The 19,216-nt window shown below is 70.9% G+C and carries 10 protein-coding genes; 3 read left to right on the forward strand and 7 right to left on the reverse strand.

Annotation, left to right across the window (positions count from 1 at the left end; genetic code table 11):
* Positions 1-128: 128 nt before the first annotated feature.
* From OHN74_RS13845 to OHN74_RS13865, 5 genes are all read right to left on the reverse strand, one after another.
* Positions 129-3,797 carry a LamG domain-containing protein gene (locus OHN74_RS13845; RefSeq protein ID WP_327694871.1) on the reverse strand — a complete coding sequence of 1,223 codons (3,669 nt, stop codon included), beginning with the start codon at positions 3,795-3,797 and terminating at the stop codon, positions 129-131.
* 237 nt (positions 3,798-4,034) lie between these two features.
* On the reverse strand, positions 4,035-5,570 hold the full coding sequence (locus tag OHN74_RS13850; protein ID WP_327694872.1) for a VCBS repeat-containing protein: 1,536 nt from the start codon (positions 5,568-5,570) through the stop codon (positions 4,035-4,037).
* 341 nt (positions 5,571-5,911) lie between these two features.
* Positions 5,912-9,745, reverse strand: coding sequence for an Rne/Rng family ribonuclease (locus OHN74_RS13855; RefSeq protein WP_327694873.1), 3,834 nt, complete (start codon positions 9,743-9,745; stop codon positions 5,912-5,914).
* Between the two features lie 265 nt (positions 9,746-10,010).
* The gene (locus OHN74_RS13860; protein WP_327694874.1) at positions 10,011-10,823 is read right to left on the reverse strand and encodes a TIGR03936 family radical SAM-associated protein; all 813 of its coding nucleotides are present in this window, start codon (positions 10,821-10,823) and stop codon (positions 10,011-10,013) included.
* A 48-nt stretch (positions 10,824-10,871) separates the two neighbouring features.
* Positions 10,872-12,119, reverse strand: coding sequence for a hypothetical protein (locus OHN74_RS13865; RefSeq protein ID WP_327700114.1), 1,248 nt, complete (start codon positions 12,117-12,119; stop codon positions 10,872-10,874).
* Between the two features lie 110 nt (positions 12,120-12,229).
* Between OHN74_RS13865 and OHN74_RS13870 the strand changes: the two genes are divergently transcribed.
* The 3 genes from OHN74_RS13870 to OHN74_RS13880 all read left to right on the forward strand — a co-directional run bounded on the left by OHN74_RS13870 (position 12,230) and on the right by OHN74_RS13880 (position 15,605).
* Positions 12,230-13,591: a serine hydrolase domain-containing protein gene (locus OHN74_RS13870; protein ID WP_327694875.1), complete on the forward strand. Its 1,362-nt coding sequence runs from the start codon at positions 12,230-12,232 to the stop codon at positions 13,589-13,591.
* Between the two features lie 41 nt (positions 13,592-13,632).
* On the forward strand, positions 13,633-14,409 hold the full coding sequence (locus tag OHN74_RS13875) for a methyltransferase domain-containing protein (protein WP_327694876.1): 777 nt from the start codon (positions 13,633-13,635) through the stop codon (positions 14,407-14,409).
* Positions 14,410-14,645: 236 nt separating this feature from the next.
* The gene (locus tag OHN74_RS13880) at positions 14,646-15,605 is read left to right on the forward strand and encodes a hypothetical protein (RefSeq protein ID WP_327694877.1); all 960 of its coding nucleotides are present in this window, start codon (positions 14,646-14,648) and stop codon (positions 15,603-15,605) included.
* Positions 15,606-15,674: 69 nt separating this feature from the next.
* On the opposite strand, the gene OHN74_RS13885 is transcribed toward OHN74_RS13880, so the two are convergent.
* Both OHN74_RS13885 and OHN74_RS13890 read right to left on the reverse strand, forming a co-directional pair.
* Positions 15,675-17,597 carry a TIGR03960 family B12-binding radical SAM protein gene (locus tag OHN74_RS13885; RefSeq protein WP_327694878.1) on the reverse strand — a complete coding sequence of 641 codons (1,923 nt, stop codon included), beginning with the start codon at positions 17,595-17,597 and terminating at the stop codon, positions 15,675-15,677.
* A gap of 107 nt (positions 17,598-17,704) precedes the next feature.
* Entirely contained in the window at positions 17,705-19,207 is a 1,503-nt protein-coding gene (locus OHN74_RS13890) for a CYTH and CHAD domain-containing protein (protein ID WP_327694879.1), read from the reverse strand.
* Positions 19,208-19,216: the final 9 nt, after the last annotated feature.

Below are 19,216 nucleotides of genomic sequence, written 5' to 3' on the forward strand. Positions count from 1 at the left end.
GCCACGGAAGAACATCCGGCAACTCCCTGATCGTAGGAAGGTCATGAAGGGAAGGTCATGAAAGGAAGAGGCGTTACGGGTGTGCCGGGCCTACGACAGGCCCGGCACACCACCTGTGTGACGGTCGGTCACATGTCGGTGACGGCCGTCAGCGCGGCCATCTGCTGCACCGCGACCGGGTCGGCCGCGCCGCTGTACACACGGACCTCGTCGATCGCGCCGGCGAAGTACTCGCTCGCCCCACGCAGCGAACGGCCCACCTGGAGACCGCCGGTGGCGGACCACAGGGTGTTGTCCGTGCCGTAGGCACCGGCGACGAGCTGGCCCTCCACGTACAGGCGGATCGAGTTGGCGAAGGCGTCGTAGACCACCGCCAGGTGCTGGCCGGAGCCGCCGGTGTCGGGCAGTTCCTGGTCGTCGGTGAAGGTGACGACCGAGGGGGCTGCCACGTCGGTCTTCGCCACGGCCAGCTCCCACTGGCCGGTGGTGGCCTGGTAGCGGACCTGGACGCGGTTGGTGTTGGCGCCCGGCAGGGACAGCACCGTCTGGGACTTCTCCGGGTCCAGCGAGGTGAGCTGGGCGCGGGCGGTGACGGTGAAGCTGGTGTTGCCGGTGACCGGGGCGGTCGCGGTGGACGCGTAGTCCCCGTCGCCGTCCAGGACGAGGTTGCCGTCGCCGACCAGGGCCGCGGTGTCGAACAGCGGGTCGGCCGGGCGGTAGATGGAGGCGTTGCCCGCGAGGGTCAGGGCCTGGCCGCCGCCGGTCTCGGTGACCGAGCCGTTGGTGGCCTGGTCCAGCTGCCAGTAGCCCTTGCGGTCCGGCTTCACGGTCATCAGCTCGGCGACCTGGGCCGTCGGCAGGACCCGGTCGAAGACGCGGACCTCGGCGAGGTCACCGGCGAAGTTGTCGCGGTAGCCGCTCTTGGCCGTGGACCGGCCGATCTGCAGCGGACCGTACGACTTCCAGGTGGAGCGCCGGGTGGTGGCGGCCTTCAGGTCCTTGTTGATGTAGAGCTGGAGCTGCGGGCCGCCGCTCTTCTGCGCGTCGTACACACCGGTCAGCAGGACCCACTGGTCCTTGACCACGGAGACCCCGGTGGAGACGGCCTTCCACTCGCCGAGCGAGTCCACGTCGGTGACCGGGACGGAGAACTTCCAGGTCTGCGCGGAGGCGTCGTAGCCGAGGGTGAAACCGGGCTCGCCGGTGCCGTCCTGGCTGATTACCGTCATGTTCCTGTCGAGCGCGGTGGGCCGCACCCAGGCGCTGACGCTGAAGCTCTTGGCGGAGTCGAGCACGGTCTCGCTGGTGTCGAGGTAGGACTCGGCGGTGCCGTCGAAGCGGGCCGCCTTGTCGGCCTTCCCGCCGGGGCCGTCCACACCGAAGGCGACCGTGGTACCGGCGGTCGCCGAGAACTCGCCGCTCTCGTCGTGCGCCTCGGTGTCACCGACCTGGTCGGCCAGGTTCCACTGGGCGACGACCGGCTTGCCCTCGCTCACCAGGAAGTCGTACGGCGTGCTGCTGGCGTGCGCCGCCTTGTCGATGGCGACCACCTCCAGCACCTGGCGTCCGGAACGGGTCGGCATCCACTGGACGGAGACCGAACCGCCCGCCGCGGCCGGGGTGAGCGTGGTCATCGCCGCGCCGTTGAAGGAGTACTGGTACTTGACGACGTCGTTGTCCGGGATGGCGTCGTTCGGGTTCGGCGAGAAGGTGAAGGTGCCGTAGGTGCCCACACCGTCGCGGTAGACGGTGTCGGACGGGTACTGCTTGGAGTGCACGAGCGGCTTGCCCGGCCACGTCTTGTCGTAGACGAACTCGCAGCGCTGGGCCGGGTCCCCGGCCGAACTCCACGGGCCGTCACCGTCACCGTCGTTGGCGCGTGCGCTCCAGTAGATGACGGTGTTCTGCGGGATCAGCGACTTGACGGTGTGCTCGAACTTGGTGTTCGCGGTCGGGGCGAGCGCTTCCTTGGTCGTGAAGAGGTACGAACCTGGTGTGGTCCCGCCCCACTCGACCTTGAACTCGACCCGCACCTTGTCGGTCTGGCCGTTGCCGTGGTCCGGGTCGCTCGCGATGGCCATGAGCTTCGGCGGCACGTCGGTGGTCGGACGGCTCGCGCCCCACTTGCAGACGCCACCGGGGTCCGTGGACATGTCCGACGTCTTGATCTGCCGCGGCAGGTTGTTGTACTTGATCGACAGATACGCGTTGCCGCAGATCCGCTTCCACTCGGCGAAGCGGGACTCGTCGGTCGCCCGCAGACCCAGCGTCATCGAGTTCCAGCCACCCGTGGCAGCCGCCTGGACCTCACTCGTCAGCTCGGGGTTCTTCTCCTTGCTGCTCTCGAAGTGCAGGTTGGCCTGGCTGGAGCAGGAGGTCGGGGAGATCGCCTTGTCGACCGTCCCGATGTGGTCGTCCCAGTCGTCCGAGGTGTTCGACCAGTTGCTCGACGAGTTGAGGCTGTAGTTCGCGCCGCCGATCCGGTAGAGCCTGATGGGCTCGGCGGTCGGCGTGGCACTGTAGATGTGCTCCACCCGCGCCGAGAACGTCGCGCCCAGGATCTGCTTCCCCTTGTAGAAGGCGAGCGGCATCGTGAACATCACGCGCCGGGTGCCGACCCCGTTGCAGGAGACCGGGTTGTAGTCCGTCGGGCACTTGCCCACGCCCGCACTGCCCGAGTACTTCCAGTCCTGCTCGGTGGGCATCCCCGACATGACACCGGTCCAGGAAGTGCGCGAAGTGGTGCGCTGGATCGGGTCGATGACGACCGGGAAGACCGTGCCCGCGCCCGTCAGGAGCTTCTGGTCGGGGACGAGGCTCAGCCTGCCCTTGCCGACCTCGACGCCCAGCGGGGCCACCCGGCCACCGCCACCGGGACCGTCGAGAGCGGGCTCGGGAGCCGCTTCCGGGCCGGCGACGGCGCCCGCATCAGGCGCACTCGCCGTCGCCGACTCCAGCGCACCCGCCGTCGCCGACTTCAGCGCCTTCGCGACCGCCTTCGGCCCCTGCTCGCGCGCGGCACTCTCCTCGACCGCGGCCGAGTCCCACATCGCGGGCTTGCCGGCCTGGAAGACGGTGCCGCCGACGACCGCGTCCTCCGCGAGGATCGCGCCGGTCGCGTCCTCGGCGACCTTCAGACCGTCGGTGGTCATGCCCAGGTCGAGCCGGGCCAGCCGGGAATCGGCCGCTGCCTCGGGCGTCTTGACGACGATCAGATGGCCGAAGCCGTCCGCCTCCGCCCGTACGGTCAGGTCGACGCCGGGCAGGACCTCGGCGTAGGTGGCGGTGTCGCCGTCGATGCTGGGCGCGGGCAGCTTGCCGTACGGCCAGGTCAGGGCGAACTCACGGCCCGCCCGCCGCATCGTGACGAACGGCTTGTCCGCTTCTCCGGCGGAGAACGCCAGGTCCACGGTGGCGGCCTTCGGCCCCCAGGTGCCGTCGGCACGCTTCACGAGCGCCGGGTCGACGGAGACCCACTTGCCGCCCTGGACGGTGCGGACGGGCTCGGTGTACTCGCGGGCGGTGAAGGTGCCGTCGGGCTCCGCGAAGATCTCCCGGCGCTCCGAGCGCAGTCCGATCACCTCGGCCCGCTTGCCGCTCTCCTTCGCGACCGCCATGGCCTGCTGCTCGGTGACCAGCGGCTGGTCGGCCGCGACCGGCGCCGGTGCCGATGCCTCCGGTGCGCCGCCCGGCAGGGCCGCCAGGGTCCCGGCCGTCACCGCGCCGGTGACGGCTGCCGCGACTGCGGCGCGCAGCACGAGGCCACGCCGTATCGGTTTGGGTCTGTCTGCGGACACGCGTCCACTCTCCCGTCGATTCATGTCTGTCTGGGAAGTCAAGGAACCGCAGGCACCGGGCCGTCACCACGAAGGGGAGGCCCTGCCATGAGAAGCCGTGCCTGGCGCGGCTGTTGAGGGTGCGGTGATGGCGCGGCGGCCGGCCGTCTCGAAGCCGGTCGCCCCTTCCGAGGCCGGTCGCCCCTTCCAAGGCCGGTCAGCCCTTTCGAAGCCGATCGGGCCGCCGCGCGGGCGTCGTCAGCGGACGGTCGTCCCGAAGGCCACGCCGGTCGCCGGGAGGCCGCCCTCGCCGGGCTTGATCGTCACCGTGGGTGCGCCGCCGGAGGCCACGTTCCAGGGGAAGCCGTGGACCCCGCGGGCCTCGGCGGGGCCGTAGGGCATGCCGACGTACAGCAGCGAGGGGGTGGCGCCCAGGGAGAGGCCGGCGAGCTGGCGCGAGGCGGGGGTGCCGGGAATGCCGTCGCCGGGCTCGATCCACTGGTCGGAGGCACCGGGCGCGCCGACCAGCGGGACGATCTGGACGCCGCCCTTCTCCGCGTGCTCCTCGGCCGACTCCTCGCCCGGAACGCCGATCGCGAGCCGGGTGGTGGTGGCGGTGGAGGTGGCGCTCGGGGAGGAGTTGACGGCGGCGAGCCGCTTGCCGAAGAAGTCACCGGCCTCGGACTCCTGGCCCACGTCGGCCGTGTTCTGGTCGATCCAGTCGGTCTCGGTGAAGGTGCCGTTGGCGGCGAGCTTGAACACCTGGACGGCGCCCGCGTCGACGGTGGTCGACAGGTCCTCGCCGGGCACACCGACCGCGATCAGCGACTCGGTGGTGGAGGTGGCGCCGGAGGCCCGGTACGGCACCATGGCGAGCGCGGCGCCGAACTGGTCGTCCACCTCGGGTGCGCCGGCGATCACGTCCTGGTCCTGGCCGAGGCCGCCGAGCGGCTTCGGGGAGTTGGAGGTGAGCGCGTGGCTGAAGAAGCCGACGCCTCCGGCAAAGGGGACGGTGCCGAGGGCCTCGCCGGGCGTGCCGACCGCGAAGTGGGTCGGCGTAGCGGCGAGCGTGCTGCCGAAGCGGTCGTCCTGCTCGGCCGTGCCGGACACGGCGCCCGCGGTCTCGGTGTTCTGGCTGACGAAGGCGACGGTCTGCGCGGTGCCGCCGACGTAGTAGAAGCCGCCCGCGTCCTCGACGGTGCCGATGGACTCGCCGGGGTCGCCGATCAGCAGATACGGCGCGCCGGCGGAGGTCTTGCCTGCGGCGAGCGAGTAGCCGACCCAGTCCTCGGTCTCGGTTCCGCCGCCCAGGGGCTTGTCGGTGCCCTGGTAGAACTCCTTCACCGGCTTGGTACCGGCGTTCAGCCCGCTCGTGGAGCCGTACAGGAGGTGGACGAACCCGGCGTCGGCCACGGTGCCCATGTCCTCGTACGGCGTACCGATCACCAGGTCGCTGCACCCGTCGAGGTCGGCGTCGTAGACGGCCAGCGCATAGCCGTACTGGTCGTTGACCTCGGGTGCGCCGGGCACGTTGTCCGGCTCCTGGGAGACGGTGAGGGTGCCCTTGCCGCCGCCGTAGACGACATGGACCTCACCGGCCTTCGCGGCCCCGCCGACGGTCGCCTCCGGGTCGGCGATCGCCGTGTCCCGGATGCCGTCCCCGTTGAAGTCCGACTCGACCCCGGACGGACACGCGACCGCGGCGACGGCCGGCGTGGCGGCGGCCCCGAGTCCCCAGACCAGCAGCGTCCCTGTCACTGCTGCGGCAGCGCTGTGCCGCCACCTTCCGCGCATGGTGAACACAGTTCTGCCCCCGCAGTAAAGAGTGCTTAAAGAAACGACACCAGATCATTGCCGCGCGTGACATGCCCACACAAGAGATCGCCTGACAGCTGGGTCATGACAAGAATCACGGGAATCGGAATGTCATTTCCATAGGCTCTGACATATGCCAAACGGGAGGGCTTCCGTCCGGTTCATCCAGGAACAGGCGTGTTTGCCAACGCCTCTCCGCCCCGGGCAGCAGCAACCGGAGGCACAACGAAGAGGCGCGGGACACGGGATCCAGTCGGATCCGGGTGTCCCGCGCCTCTTCGTTCGCAGCTCTCTCAGAGGCCGCGGCGGAAAGAACCGGGTCAGTCCTCCGTCGTGCCCGAGCCGGCGGGCGCCGACTGCTGCGCCGCCGCCGTCTTCTTCGACACCGTCTTCTTCGCCGTGACCTTCTTGGCGGCCGTCGTCGTCTTCTTGGCAGCCGTCTTCTTCACCGCGGCGGTCTTCTTCGCGACGGTCTTCTTGGCCGTGGTCGCCTTCTTGGCGGCGGTCTTGCGCGCCGTCTTCTTGGCGGGAACCGCGTCCTCGGCCTCGGCCGCTTCGGCAGGCGCCGGAGCCTCGGTGGCCGACGGGACGACCACGACGGCCGCCTCCGCGGACGAGGTGGGCGCGGTGGCCTTGCGCACGGCACGTCGCCGCGGCCGGGCCGGAGCCGCACTCTCGGTCGCCACGGCCACCGCGGTGTCCGCGGGGACCTCGACCGGAGCCGGAGCCGCCACGGGCTCCACAACCGGCTCGGCGACGATCGTCGTCACCACGGTCTCGGCCACAGCCTCGTCGGCCGCCTTCGGCGAACCGGCCGGAGCCGACACCTTGCGGGTGGCCCGCCGACGCGTACGTCCCTTGGGGGCCGCGTCGTCCTGCACCGCGACCGGAGCCTCGGCAACCGGTGCTCCGGCAACCGGCGTCTCGACGACCGGATCCTCGACAGCCACGGGCTCGGTGTGAGCCACGGCCTCGGGAACCGTGACCGGAACCGTGTCCGCGACCACCGAATCCTCGGCTGCGAGGTACTCGGCCGTACGGGCCTCGGCACCACGTCCGCGAGCGCCACGGGACTCGGTCCTGGGCGCCCCCGCCGGAGCAGAGGCCCGCCTGCCGGCACGCCGCCTCGAACGGCCGCCGCGGCCGGCCGCGGCCTCCGCCTCGGCAGCGCTGTTGTACAGCTCCTCGTCGGGCTCGTAGACGGGCGCCGACAGCGCGACGGGCGCAGCGACCTCGGCTGCGACCTCGGCCTCGGTCTCGATCTCCTCGATGACCTCGACTTCGTCCTCGGCCCCGTCCAGAAGCACATCGTGCTCGTGCGTGTGGTCGAGACCCTGCTCGTGCTCGGCGCCGCCGCGGCCGCGCTTCTTGCGCTTGCCGCCGCCTCCGCTGGAGGTCGGCTGCTCCATGTGCACGATGACACCGCGCCCGTTGCAGTGGACGCAGGTCTCGGAGAAGGACTCCAGGAGGCCCTGTCCGACCCGCTTACGGGTCATCTGGACCAGGCCCAGCGAGGTGACCTCCGCCACCTGGTGCTTCGTACGGTCGCGGCCCAGGCACTCCAGCAGGCGCCGCAGCACGAGATCCCGGTTCGACTCCAGGACCATGTCGATGAAGTCGATGACGACGATGCCGCCCAGGTCACGCAGCCGCAGCTGGCGCACGATCTCCTCGGCCGCCTCCAGGTTGTTCCTGGTGACCGTCTCCTCCAGGTTGCCGCCCTGGCCGGTGAACTTGCCGGTGTTGACGTCGACGACGATCATCGCCTCGGTCTTGTCGATCACCAGCGAACCACCGCTGGGCAGCCACACCTTGCGGTCCAGCGCCTTGGCGAGCTGCTCGTCGATGCGGTACGTCGCGAAGACGTCGACCTCGGAGGTCCACTTCGACAGCCGGTCGACCAGGTCCGGGGCCACGTGGGACACGTAACCCTGGATGGTCTGCCAGGCCTCGTCACCGCTGACGATGACCTTGGTGAAGTCCTCGTTGAAGATGTCGCGCACGACGCGGACGGTCATGTCCGGCTCGCCGTACAGCAGAGTCGGCGCGTTGCCGCTCTTCGACTTCTTCTGGATGTCCTCCCACTGCGCCTGGAGCCTCTCGACGTCACGGCGCAGCTCGTCCTCGCTCGCGCCCTCGGCGGCGGTGCGCACGATGACGCCCGCGTCCTCGGGGACGATCTTCTTGAGGATGGTCTTCAGACGCGCGCGCTCGGTGTCGGGCAGCTTGCGGCTGATACCGGTCATCGACCCCTCGGGGACGTAGACCAGGTAGCGGCCGGGAAGCGAGACCTGGCTCGTGAGGCGGGCGCCCTTGTGGCCGATCGGGTCCTTCGTGACCTGCACGAGCACCGGCTGGCCGGACTTCAGCGCGCTCTCGATGCGCCGCGGCCCGTGGGCCATGCCCAGCGCCTCGAAGTTGACCTCACCGGCGTACAGGACGGCGTTGCGCCCCTTGCCGATGTCGATGAACGCGGCCTCCATGGAGGGCAGCACGTTCTGGACCTTGCCCAGGTAGACGTTGCCGACGTAAGAGGTCGACTGCTCCTTGTTGACGTAGTGCTCGACGAGCACGTTGTCCTCAAGAACACCGATCTGGGTGCGGTCGCCGTACTGGCGTACGACCATCACGCGTTCGACGGCCTCGCGGCGGGCCAGGAACTCGGCCTCGGTGATGATCGGAACGCGTCGGCGCCCCTGCTCACGGCCTTCCCGGCGGCGCTGCTTCTTGGCCTCCAGGCGCGTGGAGCCCTTGATGGACTGCACCTCGTCGCTCGGGTGCTCGTCACGCTTGGCGCGCGGCTCACGGACCTTGACGATCGTGCGCTCGGGGTCGCCGTCGGCGAGCACCGGCTCGCTCTCGCCGGAGGAGTCACCGGCACGACGCCGGCGACGGCGCCGACGACGGCTGCTGGCGGAACCGGAACCGCCCTGCTCGTCGCGCTCGTCCTCCTCGGCGTCCTCGTCCACCTGGTCGGCGGCGTCCGCGGTGTCCTCTTCGGCTCGCGCGGCCTGCTCACCGGTGTAGTCGTCGTCACCCGAGTCGCTGTCGGAGTCGGCGGACTCGCCCCGGCGCCTACGACGGCCACCGCGGCGGCGGCGCCGGCGCGAACCGGGGCCCTCCTCGCCGTCGTCGTCATCGGTGTCGGCGTCGCCGGTGGACTCGTAGGCGTCGTCGACACCTTCGGCCTCCTCCGGCTCCTCGACCACGACGGGCGCGGCGGCCACGGGCTCCTCGTCGCCGCCCCGGCGACGGCGCCGACGGCGCGGCGCCTGCTCCTCGACGACGGTCTCGGCGACCGGAGCGGCCTCGACGGCCTCTTCCTGAATTTCTGCTTCTTCGACTTCGTCGGCCGCCTCGGCTGCAGCCGCTGCGGCGGCCCGCTCGGCGGTCTGGAACATCGGCTCGGTGAAGACGGGCGCCTGGAACACGGCGACCGCGGGACGCGCAGGACGCCGCCCACCCTCGCTCTCGCCGTTCTTGACGGCGGGCGCGGGCGCGGAGAACCCGACGGCGGCCTTACGGGCGACCCGGCGACGCCCACGACGCGGCGCGGCGTCCTCGGCGTCAGCGGTCTCAGGCTCAGCCGCCACCTCGGCCTCGGTGGTCTCCGCAACCTCTGCGACAGGCGCGGGTGCCTCTTCCACCGGGGCGGGAGCGGGAGCCTCCGGGGCGACGGCCTCGGTCTCGGCGGCGGGCGTGGCGACCCGGCGGGTGGCCCGACGACGGGCACGTGGAGCAGGCGCGGCCTCCTCCACGACGGCGGGGGCCTCGGCGGCCACACTCTCCTCGTCGCTCTTCTCGCCCTGCTCGCCGCTCTCCTCGGCAGTCGGGGCGGATACGGCGGTCGCGGCAGGCGCACCGGCGGGCGCGGACGCGCGTCGGGTGGCCCGACGACGCGTACGAGGAGCGGGCGCTGCCTCGTCCTCGGCGTTCCCGGCGGGCTGGTCGATCTCTGTGGCCCTGTCGGCCTCTGCGGCCGGTATGGCCGGCGCTGTGGTCTCGGCCACAGCGGCGGCATCGGCCCCGGCGACAGGCGGTCCCGCGGGGCGGGACGCCGCGCGGCGCCGACGGCGCGGCGGCAGGGTGTCGCTGGGGGTGTCGTGTGCGGAACCCTCAGTGGGCTCCGAAGCGGTCTCGGTCGGTTCGAGCATGCGGGCGGTTCTCCCGTCAGGCTCCCGGGCGCCGCGCACCTGGTCCGGCTTGGGTGCCGGTGACGTCCGCGGCTCGCGCACTGCGCGGTGCCGCCGTCCGGGGCGCGGGCGCCGCACGGGAGCTCTCTGTGTCCTGTCTCGCCGGTTCCGTAAGCCATGTTGCGTACGGCCTGGCGAAAGTCTTGTGGTCGGTGCGCTGCCCGACCCAGGTGGCTCCCGAGTCCGAGGGCGGCGCTACGACGTGCGTCCCTTCGCGGGACCTTCCTTACGCCGGTGCCTGCGACGCGGCGGCAGTCGGAGTGGCCATGGAGAGGGCCACCGCTGCCTCGCGGTCGGGCGCGAGCGGGTCGGTCACCGTGCCGGTCTCTTCATCGAACAGCCCCTGCGCCAGCCTGGTCACCCCTACGGGGACCGGCGGCGCCAGGTCGGCCACGGCGCGAAGACCGGACAGAACGTCGTCGGGTCGAACAGCAGGCGTCACGTGCCGAACAACCAGCCGCAGTATCGCACAGGGCTGGTCCGTCGGCCTATCAGCCTGTGGACTGTGCGTCTCAACACGTGTCTCCGCACCTGTCCCAACGCCTGCTTCACATGCCTCAAGGCCCTCGACCGGACCTCGGGCATCGAAGGTTCTCATGCCGTTCTTGGCGAGGCGCTGGACCTCGACGGTCTCGGCGGCGTTGAAGATGTCGACGGCGCGGCGCGCGTCCTCGGGCGCCACACCCTCCAGACGCAGCTCCCATACGGAAGCCGTGAGCCGGTCGGCGAGCCCGGAGGTCCGGGCCTCGACCGCGTCGACGATGTCGAGCCCGGTGGGCAGCGACTCGTCGAGCAGCTCACGCAGCTTGTCGGGATCGCGCGCTTCGGTGAGCGCGATCTCCAGGTACTCCGCCTCACTGCCCGTGCCGGTGGCTGCGGCATTGGCGTACGACACCTTCGGATGCGGCGTGAACCCCGCCGAGTACGCCATAGGCACCTCGGCACGGCGCAGGGCACGCTCGAAAGCGCGCTGGAAATCACGGTGGCTGGTGAACCGGAGGCGGCCACGCTTGGTGTAGCGCAGTCGGATGCGCTGCACCGCGGGTGCGGGCGGCGGGCCTTCGGGCTGTCGCTTGCCCAGTGTCGCTCAGTCCTTCGTGAGTACGGTCTTACTGCTACCAAGAGTACGTCCGTCGGCGCTTCCTGGTTCCCGCCGGGGCACCGGGACCGCTTGCGGACGCTCCTTGCCCGAGTCCCCGAAGAGCATCCGGCGGAAGTCGGCGCGCGCCTGCCGTGCCGAGTCGCGCGCCGCGGCCAGCGCCTGCCTGGTGACCCTGCCCACACTGCGCGCGGCCTCGGCGGCGGGCCGCAGAACGGCGTCCCGTACGACGTGGCCGACGGGCGTCAGCACGGACCGGTACGCCCAGCGCACGGGCTCCACGAAGATCCACCGAAGGAGGGTCCCCAGGAACCGTCCGACGGTGAGCGAGATGTGCCCGGCGATGCGCCAGGCATGCCCGAGCGCGGCACCGACCTCGCGCCCGATCACGACGAGGAGCCGTCCCACGGGCGTCAGGACCCAGCGCCACAGCGCGAGCGCCGGAAGCACGAGGAGCAGGCGCAGCACCCAGTGGAGAACGAACCCGATCCCGGTGATCACCATGGCGACCAGCCACCCGACCCCGGCGATCACCATGCCGCCGAGCCATCCGATCCCCCGGGCACACCAGGCGATCGCCCTCCCGACCGGCGTGAGGACCCACGCGTACAGCCACTGGGCGGGTACGACGACCAGGTACCGCACGAGCCACGCGACGACGCCGTACACCCCGAGCCCGACGGCGGCGATCGCCGCCCCGAGCCCCCTGAGCACCCACAGCACCCCGTGTCCCGCAGGCGTGAGCACGCGCGCGTAGATCCACCCGAGCCCGGCACCGATCCCCCGGAACACCCACAGCACCCCGTGCCCCACAGGCGTCAGCACGCGCGCGTAGATCCACCCGAGCCCGGCACCGATCCCCCGGAGCACCCAGACGATCCCCTGGCCGAGAGGCGTCAGTACATGCCGGAAGAGCCACACGAGCGGGACGACGACGAGGACGTTCCCGAGCCAGCCGAGCGCCTTGGCGAGGGGCACGACGACGTACCGCCACAGCCCGACGAACGGCCAGACGAAGACGGCCCGCGCGACCCAGGCCAGCGCCCGCCCGAGGGGTCGCAGCACGGCGTCCTTCAGAAGGCGCCCGCCGGCGACGAGCCCGTCCCACACCATGCGCACCGGCACGACCAGCACAAGCACCACGATGCGCACCGGGATGCGAATCGCGACGACGAGACACCCTTCGGGCTGCCGCTCGGGCTGCCGTGCCTCGGCGGCCGGTTTCTCCAGATCCATACCGACGTAGACGCACCAACCCCCTGTCCGGATGCGGTGTACCCGAAAAGTGATCAGGATGAGGGACATCGACCGTAAACCTACGACTTGAGTGCTGCCAGAATGCCCGGATGCCGAACGCGCTGAACGGGCTGGCCGAGTACTGCACTTCGACCCTGGACGAGCACGACTGCCCGTCCGTCTCGGTGGCCGTCGTCGAACACGGCGAAGTGGTCCTGGCCGAGGCATACGGCCTCGCGGACGTCACCGCGGCCCGCCCGGCCACCTCCGGAACGGCCTACGCCCTGGCCTCGATCACCAAGCCCATGACCGCGACGGCGATCTGCGTCGCGGCCGACGAGGGCCTGCTGGATCTGGACGCCCCCGTACCCGTACCGGACGACCACGGGTGGCCGGACCCGACCGTCCGCCAACTCCTCCGGCACCGTGGCGGCTTCGGTGCCCACTACGACTTCCACTACGACGTCCACTGTGCGGGCCCCGGGAGCGGCGACCGGATCGACGCGACCCCGTACGCGTTCCTTCACCGCCCCCCGGACACCGCCTTCGAGTACGCCAACCTCGGCTACCGGGCCCTGGGCCGGCTGCTGGAAGCGGCGACAGGCCGGGATCTCGCGGACTTCGTACGGGAGCGGGTGTTCGAGCCCCTGGATCTATCCGACCTCCACCTGGGCCCCGTCCACCCCGGCCCGGCTCCCCGGGCGACGCGCTACACGACCGACGGCCGCGCCTACCCGCCGTACTGCGACACCAGTCACCCCGGCGCGACCCTGGGCTGGGCCCCGGCCGCCCAACTGGCGCTCTTCGCCCAGTCGTACGACCGTCTGCTGAAACCGGAGACGGCGACGGCGGTCCGCGAGGCGAGTCCGGTCAACCCGAGCCTCGGATACGGGCTCGGCTGGTGCCTTTCGCGCGGTGCCGGTCCCCTGGTGCAGAGCCACGGCGGCGGTATGGGCGGAGTGGCGGCGATCGTCGTGACCGTGCCCGAGCAGCAGTTGTCGGTGTCGGTACTGACCAACAGCACCGACAAGACGGCCCGCGACAAGGTCACCCACCACATCCTCGACAGGCTCGTCCCCGGCTTCTCCCCCGAGTCGATCAACCCCTTCGCGGCCGACCCCGTACGCCCTCTGCGGCTCCCGACGCCCCACTGGCGGGGCTCGATCAACACCCCGGAGGGAGACATCCCGCTGTCGCTGACGCTCTCCCCGGAGGACGACCGGGCCCACCTGCACCTGAACGGCGAGAGCGCGGAAGCCCGGGCGAGCGCATCGAGGGCCTGGGCACTCCAGGCGACCTTCCCCCTGCAACTCCCCACCGCGGACGCCCGGATCAACAGCCCGGCCCTGTCATTCCACCTCCGCCACGACAACGGCGGCCTCACCGGCGTGGCGCGGGCCTGCAAGCCGGGTGACACGGATGGCCTGTTGGGCAACCTCCTCACGCACACCTGCCGACTGCAACCCCGCTGAACCCACTTGGCGCCCGGCGCGCGGCTGTTTGACTGACACCCATGTCGAACACTCTCGGTGTACCCACGCCCGACCAGGCGACCTACATGCTGCGCGCCGCGTCCGAGGACGCCGGCCGGACGTACAAGCGGCGACTGCTCGACCTACTGGACCTCCGCCCGGGCCACACCGTCCTCGATGTGGGCTGCGGCCCCGGCACCGACCTGCCCGCCCTCGCGGAACGGGTCGGCGCGAGCGGCCGGGTGATCGGGGTGGACCAGGACCCGACGATGCTGGCGACGGCCCGCGAACGCACCGCCGCCGTGGACACCGTGGAGATCCGGGAGGCGGACGCCCATGCCCTGCCCGTCGCCCCCGGGACAGTGGACCGCGCCAAGATCGACCGAGTCCTCATGCATGTGCGGTCCCCCGCCGACGTGCTGGCCCAACTGCACACCGCCACCCGCCCCGGTGCCCTGGTAGGCCTGGTGGAGCCCGACTGGGACACTCTGGCGGTGGACTCGGAGGACCTGGAGACGAGCCGCGCGTTCACCCGCTACACGACCGAGAGGGTGGTCCGTCACGCCACTGTCGGCCGCGGCCTCGCCCGCCTGGCGGTCCAGGCCGGCTTCCGCATCGAGACGACGATCACCAGCGCTCCGCTCTTCACCGACTTCGCGCACGGTGACCACACCCTGGGACTGGGTCGCAACATGCAGCAGGCCATCGCGGAGGGCCACATCGACCGGACGCGGGGCGAGGCATGGTTCGCCGGTCTCGCCCACGGGCCCTTCCACGCCTCGTTCACGCTCGTCATGGTGGTCTGCTCCCCACCTTGACGGCGGGCGGACGGCCCGGGGCACCACGGGGGCCCGTCCGCCAGCGGGTCTGCATTCACGGTGCCGACGTGTAACCCATCCGAATGCACCGATTAGTCCTATACGTTGATAAACGCACGACTTTCCGTCCGCACTGCGGCTCCGCGCACCCCACTCCGGTAAAGCTCCCCTTCGTGTTCGGGACATCCCGAACCGGTCGAGGCAAGTCAAGGCAAGTCGACGCAAGGAGCACACCGATGAGTCCTGAAAACAGGACGCGTTCGCTTCTCGGGCCGCTGGCACGGGACAGGTTCAAGAAGGCCGGAATGGTGGCCTCACTCGCACTGGTCCTGGCCGCGAGCGTGGCCGCCCCGGCGACGGCCGCAGCGCGCAGCGTGGGCGACCACACCGCCCGAGCGAGCCACTACAGCGGCGGCGACAAGGACAAGTGCAAGAAGCAGCCCTCCAAGCACCGCGCCGCCTCGACCGCCCAGGGCGGCAAGGACAAGTGCCAGGGCCCGACCGGCCCGACGGGTCCGACGGGTCCGACGGGTCCGACCGGACCAACCGGACCGACGGGACCGACGGGACCCGCCGACGGTGCCACGGGCCCAACCGGCCCGACGGGACCCACTGGAGCGACAGGCGCCACGGGCGCCACAGGTGCCACAGGTGCGACGGGTGCCACCGGCCCCACGGGCGCTACGGGACCCACTGGAGCGACAGGCGCCACGGGCGCCACAGGCGCCACAGGTGCCACAGGTGCGACGGGTGCCACCGGCCCCACGGGCGCTACGGGCGCGACCGGCGCCCCGGGCCCCTGCTCCGAGGTCGACACCTACCACCCTCAGGGCAACGTCGAGTACCAGGCCGCGTTGACGGCCGACGGACGCTTCTACGCGGGCATCCGCGACCTGACGGGCAGCACCGCCAACCCCATGCTGTGGACCGACCTCAGCACCCACGACGGCTACCCCGCGGGCGGCGCGGCGGGCGTGCCGTGCGGTGCCTCCGTAGGCGAGCACCAGGCGTCGGGCGGGATCCAGTTCGGCCTGATCACCACAACAGGCCGGGTCTACGAACTCACCTGCCAGTTCGACAACAACGGCCCCGACCCGGCGATCCTGCAGTGCGGCACCAACGCCGGCAACCCCTGGGCCGAGATGAACAGGCGCCCGGCCCCCAACGCCGTCAACGGCGGAACCGTGGTCCCGTAACGACCACACGCAAAGGGGTGTCCGAAGGGTCATCGACCCACCGGACACCCCTTGCGGCACCTCAGGCCACTACTTCACCGTCAGTGGCAACAGCTTGACACCCGTAGGTCCGATTTGGATGGAAGTGTCCATCTGCGGGCACACCCCACAGTCGAAGCACGGTGTCCACCGGCAGTCCTCGACCTCTGTCTCGTCGAGGGAGTCCTGCCAGTCCTCCCACAGCCAGTCCTTGTCGAGGCCCGAGTCGAGGTGATCCCAGGGCAGGACCTCCTCGTACGTGCGTTCACGCGTCGTGTACCAGTCGACGTCCACCCCGAAGTCGGGCAACGTCTTCTCCGCACAGGCCATCCAGCGGTCGTACGAGAAGTACTCGCGCCAGCCGTCGAAGCGGCCGCCGTCCTCGTACACCGCGCGGATCACCGCACCGATACGCCGGTCGCCGCGTGACAGCAGGCCCTCGACGATGCCGGGCTTGCCGTCGTGGTAGCGGAAGCCGATCGAGCGGCCGTACTTCTTGTCGCCGCGGATCTTGTCCCGGAGCTTCGTCAGGCGCGCGTCAGTCTCCTCGGCGGAGAGCTGCGGGGCCCACTGGAACGGGGTGTGCGGCTTGGGCACGAAGCCGCCGATCGAGACCGTGCAGCGGATGTCGTTCTGGCCGGAGACCTTGCGGCCCTCGGCGATCACGTTCATCGCCATGTCGGCGATCTGGAGGACGTCCTCGTCGGTCTCCGTCGGCAGACCGCACATGAAGTACAGCTTCACCTGGCGCCAGCCGTTGCCGTACGCCGTGGAGACGGTCCGGATGAGGTCCTCCTCGGACACCATCTTGTTGATGACCTTGCGCATGCGCTCGCTGCCGCCCTCGGGCGCGAACGTCAGACCGGACCTGCGGCCGTTCCTGGTCAGCTCGTTGGCGAGGTCGACGTTGAAGGCGTCCACGCGGGTGGAGGGGAGCGACAGGCCGATCTTGTCCTCCGTGTAGCGGTCCGCGAGCCCCTTCGCGATGTCGCCGATCTCCGAGTGGTCCGCCGAGGACAGGGAGAGAAGGCCGACCTCCTCGAAGCCGGTCGCCTTCAGGCCGCGGTCCACCATCTCGCCGATGCCCGTGATCGACCGCTCCCGCACCGGGCGCGTGATCATGCCGGCCTGGCAGAAGCGGCAGCCGCGCGTGCAGCCGCGGAAGATCTCGACCGACATCCGCTCGTGGACGGTCTCCGCGAGCGGGACCAGGGGCTGCTTGGGGTAGGGCCACTCGTCGAGGTCCATGACCGTGTGCTTGCTGACCCGCCACGGGACACCGGACCTGTTCGGCACGACGCGGGCGATCCGGCCGTCCGCCAGGTACTCCACGTCGTAGAACGCCGGGATGTAGACGCTGCCGGTCTTCGCGAGGCGGAACAGGACCTCCTCGCGACCGCCCGGGCGGCCCTCCGCCTTCCAGGCGCGGATGATCTCCGTCATGTCGAGGACGGCCTGTTCGCCGTCGCCGATGATCGCCGCGTCGATGAAGTCCGCGATCGGTTCCGGGTTGAAGGCCGCGTGGCCGCCGGCCAGCACGATCGGGTCGTCCAGGCCGCGGTCCTTGGACTCCAGCGGGATGCCCGCCAGGTCCAGCGCCGTCAGCATGTTCGTGTAGCCCAGCTCCGTGGAGAAGGACAGCCCGAACACGTCGAAGCCCTTCACGGGCCGGTGACCGTCGACCGTGAACTGCGGGACGCCGTGCTCCCGCATCAGCGCCTCAAGGTCGGGCCAGACGCTGTACGTGCGCTCGGCGAGGACGCCCTCGCGCTCGTTCAGCACCTCGTAGAGGATCATGACGCCCTGGTTGGGCAGTCCGACCTCGTACGCGTCCGGGTACATGAGCGCCCAGCGGACGTCGCAGGAGTCCCAGGGCTTGACCGTGGAGTTCAGCTCACCGCCGACGTACTGGATCGGCTTCTGCACGTGCGGGAGCAGAGCTTCGAGCTGCGGGAAAACCGACTCGACAGGCATCGCGGCGTAACCTTCGTGAGCTGACGGGGATGACCACCAAGCGTAACCCGCCCGGAGGACTCCCCCGCCCGCCAGAAATCCGGCGCCGACCACACAGGGCAATACCGCTAGACCTCCATCGCCGCCTTGATCGCCTTCCACTCCTCCGGCAGCGTCTCCTCCACCCTCGCGGCCCGCCGTTCCTCGCGCCCGTACAGCAGCCCGTACGTGAAGGTGTCCTCCCCCGCCGCGTGTGCCACGGCGGACAGCTCGCCCAGGGTGGTGCGGACCATGACGCTGTCCTGGTGGTCGCCGAGCAGGCCCTGGAGGGACTTCATCGACCTGGCGAGCGCCTTGGCCGGGCCACCGAGGGCGGGGGTCGCCGTCTCGGCCGCGTAGCGGGTGCGCTTGACCTTCTTGCGGGCCTCGTGCAGGCCGAGGTCACGGTCGGCGCCGGACGGCTGTTCCATGGCCTCCCCGACCAGCGCTGACACCTTCGCGAAGTCCTTGCGTACGGCCTCGGCGAGCACCTTGGACGGTGTCTTCGCCGCCGCCTTGAGCACCGGGGGCTCGGCGACCACCGCGTCCAGGGTGTCGAGGAGCGCCAGATAGCGCGCCGAGTCCAGCACGCCGAGCAGTCGGCGGCGCGCTCCTCCGTACTCGGCCTTGGACCAGGCGCCCAGCCGGTCCCGGACGGGGCCGTGGAGGAGGGTGGGGGCCAGTTCGTCCAGGACCGTGCCCAGTCGTTCGGCCAGTACCTCGTGGTCTCGGCCCACACCCAGCTCGGCGGCGAGCCACTTCAGCTCGTCGCCGATCGGGTCGGTGACCTTCCGGTCGAGGACCGTGCGGAAGGACTTGAAGGTGCTGCGCAGACGGCGGGTGGCGACCCGCATGTCGTGCACGGACTCCTCGGCGTCCTGGCGCACGGCCGGGTCGAGGTCGAGGATGGCGTCCCGCTGGGCGCGGACGTAGGCCAGGACGTGGTCGCCGGCGGTGACGGGCTCGGCGGGTTCGTCCTTCGGGCGCGGGTGTCCGCCCTTGGTCTCCGCCAGCGCCCGGGCCAGTTTCGACGTGGACTTCGACGGCCGTACACCCGCCTTGCGCAGGCGTTTCTCCACCTTGTCCAGGATGGCGGGGTTTCCGCCGTCGGCGAGCTCGACCTCGATCTCGGTCCACTGGGCGGTGCCCTCGCCGCCGAACAGCCGGTCCGCCCGTACGGTGTCCACGCTGACCTCGGCCAGTTGCCGGCCGTCGGCGTCGACGAGGTCGCGCAGGTCCCGTGTGGAGCGCAGCCGCACCACGGGGACGAGCTGGCCCTCGCGGATCCGGGCGCGGACCAGGCCGGTGAGTTCGTCGGGGACGGTGTCGGAGAGCGGTACCTGGATCTCGTCCCGGATTCCCGGGGCGACCGGGAGTTTCAGGTGCCAGCCGGCGTCGGAGCCGCCGGTGCGGCGGCGCAGCGTGACCGACGCGGCGGCCAGGCGCAGGTCCGAGGTGTCGTAGTAGGTCGCGTCCAGTTCGGCGGTGCCCTTGTCGATGACGTCCGCGACGACGGCGACGCCCGTCAGGTCGGGCAGTCCGCTGTCGTCGGATTCGTACTTTCGCTCGATTTCCCGCTTTGTGTCCGCCATGAATTGAAT

This window comes from Streptomyces sp. NBC_00459, assembly GCF_036013955.1.
Classification (GTDB): domain Bacteria; phylum Actinomycetota; class Actinomycetes; order Streptomycetales; family Streptomycetaceae; genus Streptomyces.

Coding starts and splice junctions, on each gene's coding strand:
- OHN74_RS13855 (WP_327694873.1), bottom strand. CDS start 9,745: ATGCTCGAACCGACCGAGACCGCTTCGGAGCCCACTGAGGGTTCCGCA.
- OHN74_RS13875 (WP_327694876.1), top strand. CDS start 13,633: ATGTCGAACACTCTCGGTGTACCCACGCCCGACCAGGCGACCTACATG.
- OHN74_RS13890 (WP_327694879.1), bottom strand. CDS start 19,207: ATGGCGGACACAAAGCGGGAAATCGAGCGAAAGTACGAATCCGACGAC.
- OHN74_RS13880 (WP_327694877.1), top strand. CDS start 14,646: ATGAGTCCTGAAAACAGGACGCGTTCGCTTCTCGGGCCGCTGGCACGG.
- OHN74_RS13850 (WP_327694872.1), bottom strand. CDS start 5,570: ATGCGCGGAAGGTGGCGGCACAGCGCTGCCGCAGCAGTGACAGGGACG.
- OHN74_RS13865 (WP_327700114.1), bottom strand. CDS start 12,119: ATGGATCTGGAGAAACCGGCCGCCGAGGCACGGCAGCCCGAGCGGCAG.
- OHN74_RS13870 (WP_327694875.1), top strand. CDS start 12,230: ATGCCGAACGCGCTGAACGGGCTGGCCGAGTACTGCACTTCGACCCTG.
- OHN74_RS13885 (WP_327694878.1), bottom strand. CDS start 17,597: ATGCCTGTCGAGTCGGTTTTCCCGCAGCTCGAAGCTCTGCTCCCGCAC.